Genomic DNA, 17,473 nt, shown 5'->3' on the forward strand with positions numbered 1-17,473 from the left:
GTTGGGTTGGCCCCCTCCCCTTCCGGGGGAGGGTCGGGGTGGGGGCACGCGGCGCCCGTGCAAGCGCAATGCGCGAATCGACCGCCGTCAGCCCCCATCCCTGCCCTCCCCCGGCGGGGGAGGGAGAAACACACTTACATCGACTTGCCGGCGGGGTAGTCAGGCTTCTTGTCGTTGCCTTCGATGTACGGGCTCCAAGGCTTGGCCTTCACGGGACCCGGCGTCTTCCACACCACGTTGAACTGGCCATCGGCCTTGATCTCGCCGATGAACACGCTCTTGTGCAGGTGGTGGTTCTTCTCGTCCATCTTCGACACGATGCCCGAGGGCGCCGTGAAGGTCTGGCCGGCCATGGCGGCGATCACCTTGTCGGTGTCGGTCGACTTGGCCTTCTCCACAGCCTGCTTCCACATGTGGATGCCGATCCAGGTGGCTTCCATCGGGTCGTTGGTCAGCGGCTTGTCCATGTGGCCGGGGATCTTCTTGGCCTTGGCGTATTCGCTCCACTCCTTGATGAACGCCGTGTTGGTCGGGTTCTTCAGGCTCATGAAGTAGTTCCATGCGGCCAGGTGGCCGACCAGCGGCTTGGTGTCCACGCCGCGCAGCTCTTCCTCACCCACCGAGAAGGCGACCACGGGCACGTCCTTGGCCTTCAGGCCGGCGTTGCCGAGTTCCTTGTAGAAGGGCACGTTGGAGTCGCCGTTGATGGTCGACACCACCGCCGTCTTTCCGCCGGCCGAGAACTTCTTGATGTCGGCGACGATGGTCTGGTAGTCGCTGTGGCCGAAGGGGGTGTACTTCTCGTCGATGTCGGTTTCCTTCACGCCCTTGCTCTTGAGGTAGGCGCGCAGGATCTTGTTGGTGGTGCGGGGGTACACGTAGTCGGTGCCCAGCAGCACCCAGCGCTTGGCGCCGCCGCCTTCCTTGCTCATCAGGTAGTCGACGGCCGGAATGGCTTGCTGGTTGGGCGCGGCGCCCGTGTAGAACACGTTCTTCGAGAGTTCCTCACCCTCGTACTGCACCGGGTAGAACAGCAGGCCGTTCATTTCCTCGACCACCGGCAGCACCGACTTGCGCGACACCGAGGTCCAGCAGCCGAAGATCACCGAGACCTTGTCCTGGCCGAGCAGCTGCTTGGTCTTCTCGGCGAACAGGGGCCAGTTGGAGGCCGGGTCGACCACCACGGGCTCGAGCTGCTTGCCCAGCACGCCGCCCTTCTTGTTGATGTCGTCGATGGCCATCAGCACCGTGTCTTTCAGCACGGTTTCCGAAATGGCCATCGTGCCCGACAGCGAATGCAGCACGCCGACCTTGATGGTGTCGGCTGCGAATGCGGGCGCAGCAGAAATGCTGGCCAGCGCGACGGCGGCGGTAAGCGCCTTGAGTGTGAAACGACGTTGCATGTGGACTCCTGCTCCGGGGTTGGTTGAACCTTGTCGACAGCGCTTGGCTGGCGTGGAGAGGAGTCTGCGGAATGCACCAGGAAGGTGAAATACGCCGGGTGGCGTACAAGCCCATTTTGGGCATTAAGATACCCAAAATGGGAAAGATCTCGCCGTCATCGCCGGAAACATACAAGCCCACAGGCCTTGCAGATGCCCTGTTCACGAAAACTCAGCAGCGCGTGCTGGGGTATCTCTTCGGCCAGCCGGACCGAAGTTTCTTCTCCAGCGAACTGATCAAGCTCACCGGTGCCGGCTCGGGAGCCGTGCAGCGCGAACTCAAATACCTGACCGACTGCGGGCTGCTGACGACCTCTCGCGCAGGCAATCAGAAACACTACCAAGCCAACGCCGCATCACCGATTCACGAGGAACTGTGCAGCATCGTGCGCAAGACTTTCGGACTCGCGGGCCCGCTGCACGAAGCGCTGCAGCCGATCGCCGACAAGATCGACGCCGCATTCGTTTTCGGTTCTGTAGCCAGGAAGAGCGACACGGCCGCCAGCGACATCGACCTTTTCCTTGTCAGTGACGAACTTGCGTATTCAGACCTGTTTCTGGCGCTGGACGCCGTCTCGGCACGCCTTGGCCGTACAGTGAATCCGACCATATTCACAAGGAACGAACTGATGCGAAAGCTCAAGAACGGCGAATCATTCGTCACGCGCGTGATGGCACAGCCCAAGCTCTGGGTGATCGGCGACGCGAATGCCCTCCCCGCTTGAAAACCTGTGCGGTCCCTCGAAGCCGCTTGTCGCGGAAGCGCCTGACGCTCGCGAATTTGCCGGCTTGCTGCGTTCCGGGCAGGCGCGCCTGGTGGATGCGCAACTGGTGCAGCTGTCGCTGGAGAGCCGTTTCGACCTCGTCTACAACGCGGCGCATGCCATGTGCCTCGCCGCGCTGAGGTGGCATGGCTACCGCTCGAGCAATCGCTTCATCGTCTTCCAGGTACTGCCTCATACCCTGTCGCTGGGACCGGAGGTCTGGCGGGTTCTGGCCAAAGGCCATGAGATCCGCAATCTGGGCGAGTACGAAGGCGACCTGAACATCGACGAGCGCATCGTTCGCGATCTGATCACCGCCTGCCAGCGCGTGGCCGAGAAGCTGTCCGCACTTCCCGCGCCGTCACGCAGTTAGGCATTCGACCAGGGCACAGCGGGCTCGCAGAGCTTCTTCGAGCCCTGAGCGGCCTTGAACTGCGCAACCGCAAAAGCCCAGGCCATGCGCGTCGCGTCCGGCCCTTCGGGGTCGCTGAACAGCAGCTTCGATGCGCCGCCGCTCCATGAATGGCCCAGCCCGGCGATCTCGCACAGCGTGACGAGCGTGCGGCCCTTGCGCTTGAAGTCGGTCACCCGCATCGGCCGGCGCTTGCCGCGCTGCGTGTAGCGCGGCTGGCCCGGCTGCGCGCCCATGGCAGTGGCCCACACGGCCGCGCTGCTGACGGCGTTGCTGGGCGCGACCACCGAGTCGGCATCGCCGTGCAGCACCAGCATCGGCGGCAGCGTGGTGAAGACGGCCGCGGCACCCATCGCCTTGCCGACGGCTGTGACCGGCATGGGCGGCACGTTCTGGCCGCGCATCGCGCCGAGCGCGGTGGCCGACGACTTGGCGGCGCCGGGTGCGACGCCCGAATGCATGACGACGGCGCGGAAACGATTCGGGTAGCGCGTGGCTAGCAGCGCCGCCATGCTGGCGCCCGCCGACAGGCCGGCCAGCGCCACGCGGTCGCGGTCCACCGGGTAGAGCATGCAGGCCTGGTCGACCGCGGCCATCAGCGTCGCGGCCTCGGCGTCGGCCTTGCCCGAGCGGCGCTCGTACCAGTTCCAGCAGCCTTGCGGGTGGGCCAGCCGGTCCTGCTCCGGGTAGAGGACGAGAAAGCGCTGGCGCACGGCCAGCGCGTTCATGCGCGTGCTGGCCGCGAAGTCACGCCCCGTCTGGCCGCAACCGTGCAGCATGACCATGAGCGGCAGCTTCTCCCCGGGCGCAAGCTGCAGCCCGGCCGGCCGGAACAGGTGATAGCCCCGCGCCCCGCCCGCCCCCACCGCCACCCCGCTGAGCCAGTCCCCACGGCCCGGCGGCGGCTTGAGCCGCTTGGCCGCCGCGCGCTGCACCTGCCCCGCCACGCGCTTGCTGCTGCTCAGCGTGAGCCGGGTCAGCGCCTTGAGGTTGCGCTCATAAGCGCGGGCAAAAACAGAAGCGGTGGAACGACGGGCCATGGCGCGCAGTGTGAACGCAAAGTGCCCTTCAACCAAACAACGGCCCAGTCCAGAAACACCGAGGAACCGGCTCTGCCGGGCCTCAGGTGTTGCCCCCTGCAAGGGGGAAGGAGAAGCGACACGAAGTGCGCGAAGCCTGGGGGTTAGTAAATTTCAGGGACGATCATGCTCGCAGGCACCGGCTGGCGCAGGTAGTCCGCGTGGCGCTCGCGCTCGGGCAGCTCGACGGCCGGGTGCGGCACTTCCTTGTAGGGCATCTGGCCGAGCAGGTGGCTGATGCAGTTCAGGCGCGCCTTCTTCTTGTCGACCGCCTGCACCACCCACCACGGCGCTTCCGGAATGTGGGTGCGCTCCAGCATGATTTCCTTCGCCTTGGTGTATTCCTCCCAGCGGCGGCGGCTTTCCAGGTCCATGGGGCTCAGCTTCCATTGCTTGAGCGGGTCATGGATGCGGCCGAGGAAGCGCATGTGCTGCTCGTCGTCGGTGATGGAGAACCAGTACTTGATGAGCTTGATGCCCGAGCGCACGAGCATCTTCTCGAACTCGGGCACGGTGCGGAAGAATTCTTCGTACTCGTCGTCGGTGCAGAAGCCCATCACGCGCTCCACGCCGGCGCGGTTGTACCAGCTGCGGTCGAACAGCACCATTTCGCCGGCGGCCGGCAGGTGCGCGGCATAGCGCTGGAAGTACCACTGGGTGCGTTCGCGGTCGTTGGGCGCCGGCAGCGCGGCCACGCGGGCCACGCGCGGGTTCAGCCGCTGGGTGATGCGCTTGATGACACCGCCCTTGCCGGCGGCGTCCCGGCCTTCGAACAGGATGACTACTTTCTGCTTGCTGTGCTGCACCCAGTCCTGCAGCTTGACCAGCTCGCCCTGCAGGCGGAACAGTTCCTTGAAGTAGGCCTGCCGGGCGGCCTTGTCGGTGGCGGCGCCGATGCCGGCCGAGGGGTCGAGGCCGTCGATGTTGCGGTCCTCGATCTCCAGTTCCAGCTCTTCGTCGTAGCTGTCGATCAGGTCGCGGGCGATGCGTTGCATCAGTTCTTCATGGTCGGGAAGTGCGCTCGTCGGCATGGTGGGGCAGCAGGAGAAAAGGATTGAAGGGAGGCGAAAAGGCATGCTGCTCGCCCTGTATGACGACTACGTGACGGTCTGGACGCCGTTGACATGTAGTTGTCACACGCGGCGAACACCATCTGAAGCCATTCCAACACCCCAGAATCGTCCATGAACACGCTTGCAGCCCCGCATGCCGAGTTGCCGTCCGCGCCCGCTTCGCACCGGCCGAAACTCGACGCCAAGCCCGGTCCGCTCACGCTGATCACCTTCGTGGGCCTACTGGCAGCCGGCCTGCTGTTCACGGCCTGGAGCCTGGTGGGCGACGTCGCCGCCTCCGGCGTGCCGGTCACGACCTGGGTTCCCTACATCCTGCTGGGCGTGGCGCTGCTGATTGCGCTGGGCTTCGAGTTCGTCAACGGCTTCCACGACACGGCCAACGCCGTGGCGACCGTCATCTACACGCACTCGCTGCCACCCAACTTCGCGGTGGTGTGGTCGGGCTTCTTCAACTTCCTGGGCGTGCTGGTTTCCAGCGGCGCCGTGGCCTTCGGCATCATCGCGCTGCTGCCGGTGGAGCTGATCCTGCAGGTGGGCTCGAGCGCGGGCTTCGCCATGGTGTTCGCGCTGCTGATCGCCGCAATCATCTGGAACCTGGGCACGTGGTGGCTCGGGCTGCCGGCTTCGTCTTCGCACACGCTGATCGGCTCGATCATCGGCGTGGGCGTGGCCAACGCGCTCATGCACGGCCGCGACGGCACCAGCGGCGTCGACTGGGGGCAGGCCACCAAGGTGGGCTACTCGCTGCTGCTGTCGCCGATGGTCGGCTTCGGCTGCGCCGCCCTGCTGCTGCTGGCGCTGCGCGCCTTCGTGAAGAACCGCGCGCTGTATGAGGAGCCCAAGGGCAGCGAGCCGCCGCCGTGGTGGATCCGCGGCCTGCTCATCCTGACCTGCACCGGGGTGTCGTTCGCGCACGGCTCGAACGACGGGCAGAAGGGCATGGGCCTCATCATGCTGATCCTGGTAGGCACGGTGCCGATGGCCTACGCGCTGAACCGCGCGATGCCCGCCAGCGAGACCATCAAGTTCGTGGCGGTGACCGAGATGGCGCAGAACGCGCTGAACCGCAGCGTGCCGGCCTCGCTGCCCGCGCTGCAACCCGAAGCAGCGCGCGAGACGCTCTCCACCTACGTGCGCACGCGGGAGTTCAATGGCTCGGTCGTGCCGGCCCTGGCCGCCGCAGCCGGCAGCATCGGCCAGCAGGTCAAGGCACACGGTTCGCTGGCCGGCGTGCCTGCCGATTCCGTGGCCAACGTGCGCAACGACATGTACCTGGCCTCCGAAGCCATCCGCCACCTGGAGAAAAGCGGCGCCGCAAAGTTCGACGACGAGACCAGGCTGCGCGTGGTCACCTTCCGCGAAGAACTGGACACCGCCACGCGCTTCATCCCGCTGTGGGTCAAGGTCGCGGTGGCAATAGCGCTGGGCCTGGGCACGATGATCGGGTGGAAGCGCATCGTCGTGACCGTGGGCGAGAAGATCGGCAAGACGCACCTGAGCTACGCGCAGGGCGCCTCGGCCGAGGTGGTGGCCATGATCACCATCGGCGCGGCCGACATGTACGGCCTGCCGGTGTCGACCACGCACGTGCTGTCCTCCGGCGTGGCCGGCACCATGACGGCCAGCGGCTCGGGCCTGCAGTTGTCGACGCTGCGCAACCTCGCGCTGGCCTGGGTGCTCACGCTGCCGGTGGCGATGCTGCTGTCGGGTTCGCTCTACTGGCTTTTCACTCGCATCTTCTGAATCACGCATCTTGTCGGCATTTCATGATCTCGCCGCCCAGTCCTACGGCGGCGACGAAGCCGGACTGATCTCCGGCTACCTGTTCGACGCGTCGGCGCCCGAGCCCGCGCGGGCGATCGACTCCGTGCAGGCAGCCGCATGGCTGGCGCAGCAGCGCGAGCGCGAATGCGCCGAAGAAAACCCGCCGTACGTCTGGCTGCACTTCAACCTGAGCCACGCGCATGCGGAGCGCTGGCTGGTGCGGCACGCGAACCTCTCCGACACCTTCTACGAGACGCTGCACGAAGGGCTGCCTTCCACGCGCATCGAACGCGCCGACGACTCGCTGATCGCGGTCATCAACGATGTGCACTTCGAGTTCAGCTTCGAGCCTTCGGACATCTCCACGCTGTGGATCAGCGTGGGCCCGCGCCTCGTGGTCACGGCGCGCACCAAGCCGCTGCGCTCGGTCGATGCGCTGCGCACGGCCGTGAAGGCCGGCGACGCGCCGCGCTCGAGCACCGAGCTGCTCGAACACCTGCTGCGCGCACAGGCCGACGTGCTGGTGAAGATCGTGCGCGGCGTCACCTCTCGCATCGACCGCATCGAAGACGAGCTGCTGGCCGGGCGCCTCGACCACAAACGCGCGCGGCTCGGCGTGCTGCGCCGGCTGCTGGTGCGGCTGCAGCGGCTGCTGGCGCCCGAGCCGGCGGCCCTCTTCCGGCTGCTGCAGGGGCCGCCGGCCTGGATGTCCGAGCCCGACGTGCAGGAACTGCGCGGCTCCACGGAAGAATTCTCGGTGGTGCTGCGAGACATGCAGGCGCTGCAGGAGCGCATCAAGCTGCTGCAGGAAGAAATAGCCGCCAACGTCAACGAGGACAACAACCGCAGCCTCTTCGTGCTGACGGTGGTCACCGTGCTGGCCCTGCCGATCAACATCCTGGCGGGCCTGTTCGGCATGAATGTGGGGGGCATTCCGCTCGCGGACCACAAGCACGGCTTCTGGATCGTTGTCGCCATCGTGGCAAGCTTTACCGCGGTGGCGGCCTGGGCGGCTTTCCGCAAGAAGCGCTGAGCCGCATGCAGCGGGCCAGTAATGCTATTTATTTAGTAGCGTCGTGCATAGCATCCATGCGCCCGCACCGTTGTTCCATAGCCCCTAGAATGGTGGGGTGTCCTCCATCCTCAATGCCGATCTTCACTGCCACTCCGTGGTCTCCGACGGCACTCTGACGCCCGAAGAACTGGCCGCCCGCGCGGCCGCGAACGGGGTCGAGCTCTGGGCCCTCACCGACCACGACGAAATCGGCGGCCAGCACCGCGCCGCGGCGGCTGCCCGCGCCAACGGCATGCGCTACCTCACCGGCACCGAGATTTCCGTCACATTCGCGGGAGAAACGGTGCACATCGTCGGCCTGGGCTTCGACCCGGACGACGCGGCCATCACGCAGGGCCTCTACGACACGCGCGGCGGCCGCGGCAAGCGCGCGCAGGAAATGTCCGAAGGGCTGGCCAAGGTCGGCATCCATGGCGCCTACGAAGGCGCGCTCAGGTTCGTGGGCAACCCCGAACTCATCTCCCGCACGCACTTCGCACGCTTCCTGGTCGAACAGGGCCATTGCCGCGACACGCCCGAGGTGTTCCGCAAGTTCCTCACCGAAGGCAAGCCCGGCTACGTGCCGCACCGCTGGGCCTCGCTGAAGGACGCGGTGCACTGGATCACCGCCGCCAAGGGCATCGCCGTCATCGCGCACCCGGGCCGCTACAAGTTCTCGGCCAACGAGGAATACGCGCTGTTCCTGGAATTCAAGGCGCACGGCGGCCAGGCGATCGAGGTCGTCACCGGCAGCCACACGCCGGCCGAATATGTCGAGTACGCCGACAAGGCGCTCGAGTTCGATTTCGCCGCCTCGCGCGGCAGCGATTTCCACAGCCCTGACGAGAGCCATTGCGATCTCGGCAAGCTGCCGCCGTTGCCCGGCGCGCTCACTCCTGTGTGGGAACTGCTCGGCCACCGCATTCAGCAGTGAGCCAGAGCCCCGGGCCCGGCATCGACAACGCGGCAACCGTTGCGCTGGCCAGTGCACGTTCGGCGGCGCAAACGGCCCGCAGGGTCGAGGCGGAACGCATCCTCGCGGGCATCGGCCTCGTGCTGCTGGCGGTGGCCTGCTTCGCCACGCTGGACACCGCCACCAAGTTCTCCACCCTCGGCGTGCCGATTCTCATGGGCGTGTGGTTCCGCTATGCCTTCCAGGCCGTGGCGACCACCATCGTGCTGCTGCCGCTGCACGGCACCGCGCTGCTGCGCACGCGGCATCCGCGCTACCAGGCGCTGCGCGGTGCGTTGCTGCTGTCGTCGAGCGTCTTCGCGTTCCTGAGCCTGCGCTACATGCCGCTGGCGGAGTTCACGTCGATCGTGCTGATCGCGCCGCTGGTCATCACGCTGCTGGCCGCCACCACGCTCAAGGAGCATGTGTCGCCCTTGCGCTGGACGCTGGTGGCGGGCGGCTTCGCCGGCACGCTGGTCATCCTGCGCCCGGGCGGCGGCACTTTCAGCTGGGCCATCTTCCTGCCGCTGGGGCTGGTGCTGACCAACGCCTGGTTCCAGGTGCTCACCAGCAAGCTCGCGCAGACCGAGAACCCGCTGACCATGCACTTCTACACCGGCTGGGTCGGCACGCTGATCGCCTCGCTGGTGGTGCCCTTCGCATGGACCGCGCTGCCGTCGTGGGAATGGTGGGCGCTGCTTTGCCTCATGGGTTTCATGGGCACGGTGGGGCACTTCATGTTGATCCTGGCCTACCAGCGCGCGCCGGCCTCCACGCTCACGCCCTACCTCTATGCGCAGATCGCCTTTGCAATGCTGGGCGGCTGGCTTGTCTTTTCCCATGTGCCCGACCGCTTCTCGCTCATCGGCATGGCGATGATCGCCGTGTGCGGCGCGGCCGGCGCATGGCTCACCGTGCGCGAGCGGCGCGTGCCGATCGAACCCGCGGAATCCTGACCCGGAGATATTTCCTATGGCCCAGTACTTCGAAGTCCACCCCGACAACCCGCAGCAGCGCCTGCTCAAGCAGGCCGTCGCGCTGCTCGAGCGCGGCGAGATCGTGGCCGTGCCCACCGACTCCAGCTACGCCCTGGCCTGCCACCTCGACGACAAGGACGCGGTCGACCAGCTTCGCCGCATCCGGCAGGTCGACGACAAGCACCACCTCACGCTGCTGTGCCGCGACCTGAGCGAGCTGGCCAACTACGCACGCGTCGACAACAAGCAATACCGCCTGCTGAAGGCCGCCACGCCCGGCCCCTACACCTTCCTGCTCGAAGCCACCAAGGAAGTGCCGCGCCGCGTGAGCCATCCGCAGCGCAAGACCATCGGCCTGCGCGTGCCCGACCACAAGGTGCTGCTGGAGCTGCTGTCGCTGCACGGCGCGCCGCTGCTGGCCACCACGCTCATCGCGCCCGGCGAGACCGAGGCACTGAACGACGCGCAGACCATCCGCGAGCGCTTCGAGAAGCAGATCGGCGCCGTCATCGACGCCGGGGCCTGCCCCTCGCAGCCCACCACGGTGGTCGACCTCACGCCCATGGGCACGGGCGACGACCCCGTCGTGGTGCGCCAGGGGCGCGGGACATTGGCCGTGCTGGGGCTCTGAAATCGGGCGGTGAGACCCGCCCTGTCTGACACAATCGCGCCGTGGATATTTCCAACCTGATACAGACCGTACTGATATACGCACTGCCGGTGATCTTCGCGATCACCGTGCATGAGGCGGCCCATGGCTATGTCGCGCGCTATTTCGGCGACAACACCGCCGAGGTCATGGGGCGCGTCACGCTCAACCCGATGAAGCACATCGACCCCATCGGGACCATCCTGATGCCGCTGATGCTCTACTTCGCGACCTCCGGCGCCTTTCTTTTCGGCTATGCCAAGCCGGTGCCGGTGAACTTCGGGCGGCTGCGCCATCCGAAGCGCGACATGGTGTGGGTGGCGCTGGCGGGCCCGGCTTCGAACTTCATCCAGGCCATTCTCTGGGCGCTGGTGCTGATAGCGCTGGTCGCGGCGGGCATCGATGAAACCTTTTTCATCAAGATGGCGCAGGGCGGCGTGCTGGTCAACCTGGTCATGTGGGCCTTCAACCTGTTCCCGCTGCCGCCGCTCGATGGCGGGCGCGTGCTGGCAGGCCTTCTGCCGAACGGACCCGCGCAGAATTTCCTGGCCCGCATCGAGCCCTACGGCTTCTTCATCGTGATGGCGCTGGTGCTCGCCGGTGTCGTCAGCAACTACTGGCTGCGTCCGTTGATGGACGTCGGCTACTACGTCATCAACCTGGCCATCACCCCGCTCAAGGCATTGCTGTTCTAAGTTCCTCGTTCCATGTCCCCGTCTTCCAAAGCTCCCCTGCGCGTCCTGACCGGCATCACCCCGTCGGGCACGCCCCACCTCGGCAACTACGTCGGCTCGATCCGCCATTCGGTGCGGCAAAGCGTCGCGCCCGGTGTGCAGAGCTTCTTCTTCCTGGCCGACTACCACGCGCTCATCAAGGTGCAGGAGCCGGCAAAGATCCAGCGCTCCACCCTCGAGATCGCCGCCAGCTGGCTGGCCTGCGGCCTCGACCCGGAGCACGTCACCTTCTACCGCCAGTCCGACATCCCCGAGATTCCCGAGCTCACCTGGTTCCTCACCTGCGTCACCGGCAAGGGCGTGCTCAACCGCGCGCATGCCTACAAGGCGCAGATCGACAAGAACACCGCAAAGGGTGAAGACCCCGACGCCGACGTGACGGCCGGCCTCTTCATGTACCCGGTGCTCATGGGTGCGGACATCCTGATGTTCAACGCCCACAAGGTGCCGGTGGGCCGCGACCAGGTGCAGCACATCGAGATGGCGCGCGACATGGCGCAGCGCTTCAATCACCTGTACGGCGAGCATTTCACGCTGCCCGACGCCGAGATCGACGATGCCGTCGCCACCTTGCCCGGCCTGGACGGCCGCAAGATGAGCAAGAGCTACAACAACACGATCCCGCTGTTCGCGCCGCGCGCGTACCTGCGCAAGCAGATCACCAGCATCGTGACCGACTCGCGCGCGCCCGGCGAGCCCAAGGACACCGAAGGCTCCGCGCTGTTCCAGATCTACCAGGCCTTCGCCGACGCCGACGAGACCGAGATGCTCCGCAAGGCCTATGCCGACGGCATCGGCTGGGGCGATGCGAAGCAGCTGCTTTTCGAGCGCATTGATCTCGAAGTGGCGCCGCTGCGCGAGCGCTACGACGCGCTCATGAACAACCCGGCCGAGATCGAGCGCCAGCTGCTCATCGGTGCCGAGAAGGCCCGCGCGCTGTCGAAGCCCTTCATGGTGGAGCTGCGCCATGCGGTCGGCCTGCGCAATCTCGCGGCCGGCAAGGACAAGGCCGGCGCCAAGGCGGCCAAGGTCGCGAAGCCCAGCTTCAAGCAATACCGCGAGAAGGCCGACGGCCTCTTCTATTTCAAGCTGCTCGATGCGCGCGGCGAAACCCTGCTCCAGAGCCGTGGATTCGCGTCGCCGCAGGAAGCCGGCCGTACCATCGCGGCCTTGCAGGAGCAGCGCGGCGCGGCATTGACCGCGCTGGCCGGGCAGCTTGAACCCATCGACACGGAAGGAACACGCGCCGTCACCGAGGCGCTGGAGGCACTGGCCGAGGCAACGCCCAACAACCAGGGGAGTTGATCCGGCTGAACCCACCGGCCTACCCGCCGGTGAGCAGGAAGAGAGAAGACGGTGCGATCACAAAGGAAGAAAACATGAGCATTTATGTCATCGACGACCACCCCCTGATGCGCGACGCGATCGTGATGGTCTTGCGGCGCTTGCGCCCGGCCGAGAACATCGTCGAGCTGGAGCGCCTCGACAAGCTCGCGGGATCCGTCCAGCAGCGCGGCGCTCCCACCCTCTTCTGCCTTGACCTGAAGCTCCCGGACACCAATGGCGTGTCGGGCGTGATCGCGGTCAAGCAGGTCTATCCCAACGTGCCGATCGCCGTGTATTCGGCGGCACCGGCGGCCGACATGGAAGATGCCTGCATCGAGGCGGGCGCCGACACCTACATCGAGAAATCGGCCAGCTCCAACGAGCTGGCGGCCGCCCTTCGCGGCCTGCTGATGGCGGGTTCGGAAGACGAAGCCGACGAGCCGCCGGCCGCCAACAGCGGCAAGCTGTCGAAGCGCCAGACGCAGCTGATCGCCATGCTCGACAAGGGCATGAGCAACCGAGACATCGCTACGGACCTCGAAATCAGCGAGCACACGGTGAAGGTTCACCTGTGGCGGCTGTTCCGCCGGCTGGGTGTGAAGAGCCGGACGCAGGCCTTGCACTACGCGCGCACGAACGGATTGCTTTCGGGCTAACCCCCAGGCTTCGCGCACTTCCTTCCCGGTGTTTCTGGAAAGAAAAAACCGCGCATTGCGCGGTTTTTTTCTTCAGCCGCCGGAAGCCGTCACCCGAGCCTGCGCCACCGCCTCGTCCGCGTCATGCAGCGCCACGCGGAACACGCTGCCGCTGCCCAGCCGCGACCGCACGCTCACCGGGTGGCCCAGCACGTGCGACAGCCGCGCAACGATGGCCAGGCCGAGGCCGAAGCCGTCCGAGGTGCCGGCATGGTCGGCCACCTTGTAGAACTCCAGGAACACGTCGCGCAGATGCTCGGGCGCGATGCCGATGCCGGTGTCCCACACTTCCACGCGCAGGCCGTCGCGCGTCTGCCGTGCCGCCAGCAGCACGCCGCCTTCGGTCGTGTACTTGATGGCGTTGGCCAGCAGGTTGCCGATCATGCGGCGCACGCGGATCGGGTCGGTCAGGAACGAGCCTTCGCACACGTGCACCCGGAAGTCCAGCCCGCGGCTCTCGGCCACGGGGCGGTATTGCAGCTCCAGGTCGTGCAGCAGCTCGGGCACGTCGACGCGCTCGACGTGCAGGCGCACCTGGCCCGAGTCGATGCGCGCCAGGTCGAACATCGAGTCGAACAGCGCGTTCACCGCATGCGTGGCGCGCACGATCTTCGGGGCGAGTTCCAGCACCAGTTCGGGCTCGTTGCGCAGCCAGTCGGCGTACAGCGAGAGTGCCAGCACCGGCTGGCGCATGTCGTGCGCGGCGCTGGCCAGGAAGCGGTTCTTCATGGCCACGGCCGACACCGCCGCCTGCCGCTGCTGCGTGAGCGACTTGATCAGGATGTGGTTGTGGAACAGCAGCTCCAGGCTGTTGCGCGCCGTCTCGTAGATGTGCCGCCCGGCCCGCAGCAGCAGGAACCAGTGCAGGATCGGCAGGACCGGCATCAGGTAGCTGTACTGGAACTGGGGGTGATGCAGCATGATCCCCGACAGCCGGATCAGCACCGCGCCCAGCATCGTGATGAACAGCGTGTTGACGTAGCGCTTGAGCAGCGGAGGATGCAGCGCCAGCCCGTTCAGCGGGAAGGTGCCCACCCCGGCCACGATGAGCCAGCTCATGAACTGGTTGGCCTGCGGCGTGCGCTCGAAGAACAGCAGCACCGAAAAGCCCCACACCACCGCGCTGGTGCTCCAGACGAAGCCGTAGCGCTCGGTGAACTGCAGCTGTGCCGCGGCACTGCGCCCCGCATAGCGCACCGCATAGACCTGCGCGCCCCAGGCGCGGCAGGCCGTGGCGATGAGGCCGGCCACCAGCCAGGTGATCAGTTCCCAGCGCGGGATGTAGGCCCAGTTGAGGCCGACCATGGCCGGCATCAGCGCGGCCGAGACGAGGTAGGAGCCGCGCGCCGAGCGCATCAGGCTGCGGATGAGCTCGCCGCGCACCCATGATTCGGCCTCGTCGGCCGAAGCCGGGGCGGGTGTCAAGCTCGCGATCGAGGCATTGGCCATGTGGTGATGACCCTTGTTTGTCCGGCCATGAAGAAAGCCCCTTCTGCAAGGGGCGCCAAGAGGTGGGATCTTAACGGGGTGTCGCCCGTTGTTTCTGCGCGTAACAGGAGAAAACGGCGCTCCCACGGGCCACGGATAATGGCCGGCTCCTTTTTCCACGAATCACGAGCCCCCGGAAATGTTTAACAACCTGGCCCCTTTTCTCATCCACTGGGCCATCACGGCCATCTCGCTCTGGGTGGCGAGCCATCTGTTTCGGGGGATCAAGTTCGAGAGCACCGGCGCGCTGGTGGTCTCCGCCCTGCTGCTGGGCCTGGCCAATGCCGTCGTCAAGCCGCTGCTGATCGTGCTCACGCTGCCGCTGACGCTCGTGACGCTCGGCCTGTTCCTGCTGGTCATCAACGCGCTGATGATCCTGCTGGTGGCCGCGCTGGTGAAGGGATTCCGCGTGTCCGGCTTCTGGACCGCGCTGTTCGCGAGCATCTTCATCTCGATCCTGAGCGTCGTCATCGGCTCGTTCGTGACGAGCGACGACCCGGCCGAGAAGGTGCAGATGCCGCAGAGCGGCAACTGGCTCTGACGCCAGGCTGCCGGCGGCGCTAGCCGAGCACGGCGCCGCCGCGCAGCAGCGCCTCGCGCAGCGCGGGCACCGACACCTTGCGCACCTGCGCTCCCATGCCGCCCTCCGCCGCCCTGGCGGCCATGGCCGCGGCAATGCCGGCGGCCTGCCCGACCGCCATCGAGATCGTCATCACCCGGATCGCCGCCAGCGCCTCGTGGCTCGCCGAAATGCCGCGGCCCACGCCCAGCGCGTTGTCGAGCGCGCTCGGCACCAGGCTGCGGTATGGAATCTGATACGCGTGGTCTGCGTCCATCGGCACGTAGTGCAGCGCACCGCCCGTTGCCGGATGGATGTCGATCGGGTATGCCCCCGCGGCAATCGCATCGCCAAACTGCACCGGCTCCACCAGTTCAGCCGCCGTCAGCACATGGTCGCCCTCCATCCGCCGCGTCTCGCGCACGCCGACCTGCGTGCCGAAGGCCCGCAGCCGCCCGCGCTCGCAGCCGGGCACCGCATCCGCGAGGAAGCCCGCCGCCTTCCACGCCTGGCGCCGCCCTTCGATCTCGGCGGCGCCCAGCGCCATCGGGTCGGTGGCGTCGATGCCCAGGCGACTGATGTTGAACCAGCCGTCGTCCGAATAGGGATCGCGGCTCGAATGCAGCGCCGCGCGCGCCAGCCGGCCCTGCGCGAAGCCGCGCGCCGCCAGTTCGGCAAGCTCGGACTTCGACAGCGCACCGAAGCGAGCGAAGTCGATCGGCCCGAAGCGGAACATCATCGTCGCCGGCTGCAGCGCCTCGCCGTTGCCGAGTTCGAGGAAACGCGCGCCCGCCCGCTTCAGCACATCCATGTCGCCCGAGGCATCGACCAGCACGCCCGCGCGCAGGTGCAGCACCCCGCCCTTGGTCAGCACGCTCACACGCTCGATGCGGCGGCCCTCGCAGGCCACGTCGAGCAGGCTCGCATGCAGCAGGGGCCGCACGCCGGCCTCGGCCACCATGTCGTCCAGCACCAGCTTCAGCACTTCGGGCGCGTATTCGACGCGGTCCATGCGGTGCCCGGTGGACATCACGAAGGTCTCGTGCGCGCGGGCTCCGTCGTAGCGGCGCAGCCGATCGACCACCTCCTGCGCCAGGCCGGCCACCACCTTGCGGCCGTTGCCGGTCTGCCAGCTGTTGAACTGCGCCACCGCGCCGGCCGTCGCATTGCCGCCGAGGAACCCGTAGCGCTCCACCAGCACGACCGACGCGCCCTGCCTCGCCGCCGCCACGGCCGCCATCGTGCCGGCGACACCGCCGCCGCACACCACCACGTCGGCCTCGACCGTGCGGCTGCTTGCCTGCCCCTGAATCGTGCTGTCGTTCATTTCAGTTTTCCAGCTGGATGCCGCGGCTCTTCACCACTTCGCCCCAGCGGCTGCCTTCGGCCTTCAGGTATCTGGCCGTGGCCTCGCGCCCGCTGGTGAACGGTTCGAGGCTCAGCGCGGTGAAGCGCTTCTTCACCGCGTCGGACTGCAGGGCCGCGGCCAGCAGCTTCTCGAGCCGGGCCAGCCCTTCGGGCGGAATCGAGCCCCTGGGCGCGACCAGCGTGGCCCAGCCCTCTACTTCCAGGCTCTGCAGCTTCAGGCTGCGAAAGGTGGGCACGTTCTGCAGTTCGGCCACCGGCTGTGCCGAAGACACGGCCAGCGCGCGCAGCCGGCCCGAGCGGATGTGCACGATCACGCTCGGCAGATTGAGGAAGCCCATCGACACCAGCCCGGAGATCAGGTCGGGCATGAGCGCGCTCTCGCCCTTGTAGGGCACGCTGACCAGCGAGGTGCCGGTCTCCTGCGCGAAGAGCTCGGCCGTCAGGTGGGCCAGCGTGCCGGTGCCGCTGTTGCCCGCGCTGAGCTTGCCGGGCTGCGCCTTGGCCTGCGCCACGAGCTCGGCCACCGTCATCGCCTTCGACTCGGCCGGCACCACCAGCACCAGCGGCTGCTGCGAGACCATGCCGATGGCGTCGAAGTCGCGCGCCACGTCATAGGTGAGCTTCGGGTTCAGCGCCGGGTTGATCACCATGCTGTTGCTGCCCATGAGCAGCGTGTGGCCGTCGCGGCTCTGCAGGGCCGCCGCCACGCCGATGGTGCTCCCGGCGCCCGGCTTGTTCTCCACGATCACCGCCTGCCCCAGCTGCGGCGCGAGCACCTCGGCCAGCACGCGCGCCGAGCCGTCGGCGCCGCCGCCCGGCGCGAAGGGCACGATGATGCGCACCGGCTTGGTGGGCCATGCCTCGGCGGCCCCGGCGCCACGCCAGGGGCCGGCGGCCAGGGTGCCCGCGGCGCCGAGCGCCACGGCCGAGAGAACGCTTCTGCGTGTGACGCCGGGTGCCAGCGCACCCCGGCCCGAGATTGGACGGTGAACCATGTCCTGTATGCCTCTGCTTATGGTTTTGATCGAATGAAGGAACACGCCGATGCTAGGAACGCGGCGCCGGGGCGGCAAATACCAACATGTGGCGAGCCCATAACATCGCGTTATCGAACAACGCCGAAGCGCCGGGCAAAGT

At 67.0% G+C, this 17,473-nt stretch carries 17 protein-coding genes; 11 read left to right on the forward strand and 6 right to left on the reverse strand.

Annotated features, from left to right (window positions below; all coding sequences use genetic code 11):
- Positions 1-134: 134 nt before the first annotated feature.
- Entirely contained in the window at positions 135-1,403 is a 1,269-nt protein-coding gene (gene urtA, locus WIX39_RS24350) for an urea ABC transporter substrate-binding protein (RefSeq protein WP_081270211.1), read from the reverse strand.
- 71 nt (positions 1,404-1,474) lie between these two features.
- Between urtA and WIX39_RS24355 the strand changes: the two genes are divergently transcribed.
- Positions 1,475-2,167: a nucleotidyltransferase domain-containing protein gene (locus WIX39_RS24355; protein ID WP_234382386.1), complete on the forward strand. Its 693-nt coding sequence runs from the start codon at positions 1,475-1,477 to the stop codon at positions 2,165-2,167.
- On the forward strand, positions 2,151-2,579 hold the full coding sequence (locus WIX39_RS24360) for a hypothetical protein (protein WP_081270209.1): 429 nt from the start codon (positions 2,151-2,153) through the stop codon (positions 2,577-2,579). The genes WIX39_RS24355 and WIX39_RS24360 overlap by 17 nt, the downstream gene beginning before the upstream one ends.
- On the opposite strand, the gene WIX39_RS24365 is transcribed toward WIX39_RS24360, so the two are convergent.
- A complete protein-coding gene (locus WIX39_RS24365) occupies positions 2,576-3,658 on the reverse strand; it encodes an extracellular catalytic domain type 1 short-chain-length polyhydroxyalkanoate depolymerase (protein ID WP_106937154.1) in 1,083 nt (360 codons plus the stop codon). The two genes, WIX39_RS24360 and WIX39_RS24365, sit on opposite strands and share 4 nt — an antisense overlap.
- Before the next feature lie 143 nt (positions 3,659-3,801).
- Positions 3,802-4,728: a polyphosphate kinase 2 gene (ppk2, locus tag WIX39_RS24370; protein WP_409196061.1), complete on the reverse strand. Its 927-nt coding sequence runs from the start codon at positions 4,726-4,728 to the stop codon at positions 3,802-3,804.
- 153 nt (positions 4,729-4,881) lie between these two features.
- Here ppk2 and WIX39_RS24375 point away from each other — a divergent pair, with 153 nt between their 5' ends.
- The 8 genes from WIX39_RS24375 (at position 4,882) to WIX39_RS24410 (ending at position 12,882) form a co-directional block, all read left to right on the forward strand.
- The gene (locus WIX39_RS24375) at positions 4,882-6,513 is read left to right on the forward strand and encodes an inorganic phosphate transporter (protein ID WP_409196062.1); all 1,632 of its coding nucleotides are present in this window, start codon (positions 4,882-4,884) and stop codon (positions 6,511-6,513) included.
- 10 nt (positions 6,514-6,523) lie between these two features.
- Positions 6,524-7,567 carry a transporter gene (locus WIX39_RS24380; RefSeq protein ID WP_106937151.1) on the forward strand — a complete coding sequence of 348 codons (1,044 nt, stop codon included), beginning with the start codon at positions 6,524-6,526 and terminating at the stop codon, positions 7,565-7,567.
- A gap of 97 nt (positions 7,568-7,664) precedes the next feature.
- Positions 7,665-8,522: a 3',5'-nucleoside bisphosphate phosphatase gene (locus tag WIX39_RS24385; RefSeq protein WP_081266235.1), complete on the forward strand. Its 858-nt coding sequence runs from the start codon at positions 7,665-7,667 to the stop codon at positions 8,520-8,522.
- Entirely contained in the window at positions 8,519-9,496 is a 978-nt protein-coding gene (locus WIX39_RS24390; RefSeq protein WP_106937150.1) for a DMT family transporter, read from the forward strand. Before WIX39_RS24385 ends, WIX39_RS24390 begins: the two co-directional genes overlap by 4 nt.
- A 16-nt stretch (positions 9,497-9,512) precedes the next feature.
- Positions 9,513-10,148: an L-threonylcarbamoyladenylate synthase gene (locus tag WIX39_RS24395; RefSeq protein ID WP_081266233.1), complete on the forward strand. Its 636-nt coding sequence runs from the start codon at positions 9,513-9,515 to the stop codon at positions 10,146-10,148.
- Positions 10,149-10,189: 41 nt separating this feature from the next.
- The gene (locus WIX39_RS24400; RefSeq protein WP_081266232.1) at positions 10,190-10,861 is read left to right on the forward strand and encodes a site-2 protease family protein; all 672 of its coding nucleotides are present in this window, start codon (positions 10,190-10,192) and stop codon (positions 10,859-10,861) included.
- Positions 10,862-10,873: 12 nt separating this feature from the next.
- Positions 10,874-12,205 (forward strand): tryptophan--tRNA ligase, encoded by a 1,332-nt coding sequence (locus tag WIX39_RS24405; RefSeq protein ID WP_106937148.1) that lies wholly within the window; start codon positions 10,874-10,876, stop codon positions 12,203-12,205.
- A 74-nt stretch (positions 12,206-12,279) separates the two neighbouring features.
- A complete protein-coding gene (locus WIX39_RS24410; protein WP_081266230.1) occupies positions 12,280-12,882 on the forward strand; it encodes a LuxR C-terminal-related transcriptional regulator in 603 nt (200 codons plus the stop codon).
- A 72-nt stretch (positions 12,883-12,954) separates the two neighbouring features.
- On the opposite strand, the gene shkS is transcribed toward WIX39_RS24410, so the two are convergent.
- Positions 12,955-14,370 (reverse strand): surface-behavior sensor histidine kinase ShkS, encoded by a 1,416-nt coding sequence (gene shkS / locus WIX39_RS24415; protein WP_081266229.1) that lies wholly within the window; start codon positions 14,368-14,370, stop codon positions 12,955-12,957.
- Between the two features lie 178 nt (positions 14,371-14,548).
- Between shkS and WIX39_RS24420 the strand changes: the two genes are divergently transcribed.
- Positions 14,549-14,950 carry a phage holin family protein gene (locus WIX39_RS24420; protein WP_081266228.1) on the forward strand — a complete coding sequence of 134 codons (402 nt, stop codon included), beginning with the start codon at positions 14,549-14,551 and terminating at the stop codon, positions 14,948-14,950.
- A gap of 19 nt (positions 14,951-14,969) precedes the next feature.
- On the opposite strand, the gene WIX39_RS24425 is transcribed toward WIX39_RS24420, so the two are convergent.
- Positions 14,970-16,295, reverse strand: a complete 1,326-nt coding sequence (locus tag WIX39_RS24425; RefSeq protein WP_409196063.1) for an FAD-dependent oxidoreductase — start codon at positions 16,293-16,295, stop codon at positions 14,970-14,972.
- A gap of 1 nt (position 16,296) precedes the next feature.
- The gene (locus tag WIX39_RS24430) at positions 16,297-17,331 is read right to left on the reverse strand and encodes a Bug family tripartite tricarboxylate transporter substrate binding protein (RefSeq protein ID WP_409196064.1); all 1,035 of its coding nucleotides are present in this window, start codon (positions 17,329-17,331) and stop codon (positions 16,297-16,299) included.
- Positions 17,332-17,473 lie beyond the last annotated feature (142 nt).

The sequence above is a fragment of the Variovorax sp. AB1(2024) genome (assembly GCF_037482385.2).
Taxonomy (GTDB): domain Bacteria; phylum Pseudomonadota; class Gammaproteobacteria; order Burkholderiales; family Burkholderiaceae_C; genus Variovorax.

Excerpts from the sequence above, each read along its gene's own strand:
- WIX39_RS24405 (WP_106937148.1), top strand. The coding sequence starts at position 10,874 with ATGTCCCCGTCTTCCAAAGCTCCCCTGCGCGTCCTGACCGGCATCACC.
- WIX39_RS24410 (WP_081266230.1), top strand. The coding sequence starts at position 12,280 with ATGAGCATTTATGTCATCGACGACCACCCCCTGATGCGCGACGCGATC.
- WIX39_RS24425 (WP_409196063.1), bottom strand. The coding sequence starts at position 16,295 with ATGAACGACAGCACGATTCAGGGGCAGGCAAGCAGCCGCACGGTCGAG.
- WIX39_RS24430 (WP_409196064.1), bottom strand. The coding sequence starts at position 17,331 with ATGGTTCACCGTCCAATCTCGGGCCGGGGTGCGCTGGCACCCGGCGTC.
- shkS (WP_081266229.1), bottom strand. The coding sequence starts at position 14,370 with ATGGCCAATGCCTCGATCGCGAGCTTGACACCCGCCCCGGCTTCGGCC.
- urtA (WP_081270211.1), bottom strand. The coding sequence starts at position 1,403 with ATGCAACGTCGTTTCACACTCAAGGCGCTTACCGCCGCCGTCGCGCTG.
- WIX39_RS24420 (WP_081266228.1), top strand. The coding sequence starts at position 14,549 with ATGTTTAACAACCTGGCCCCTTTTCTCATCCACTGGGCCATCACGGCC.
- WIX39_RS24360 (WP_081270209.1), top strand. The coding sequence starts at position 2,151 with ATGCCCTCCCCGCTTGAAAACCTGTGCGGTCCCTCGAAGCCGCTTGTC.
- ppk2 (WP_409196061.1), bottom strand. The coding sequence starts at position 4,728 with ATGCCGACGAGCGCACTTCCCGACCATGAAGAACTGATGCAACGCATC.
- WIX39_RS24375 (WP_409196062.1), top strand. The coding sequence starts at position 4,882 with ATGAACACGCTTGCAGCCCCGCATGCCGAGTTGCCGTCCGCGCCCGCT.
- WIX39_RS24355 (WP_234382386.1), top strand. The coding sequence starts at position 1,475 with ATGCACCAGGAAGGTGAAATACGCCGGGTGGCGTACAAGCCCATTTTG.
- WIX39_RS24395 (WP_081266233.1), top strand. The coding sequence starts at position 9,513 with ATGGCCCAGTACTTCGAAGTCCACCCCGACAACCCGCAGCAGCGCCTG.
- WIX39_RS24365 (WP_106937154.1), bottom strand. The coding sequence starts at position 3,658 with ATGGCCCGTCGTTCCACCGCTTCTGTTTTTGCCCGCGCTTATGAGCGC.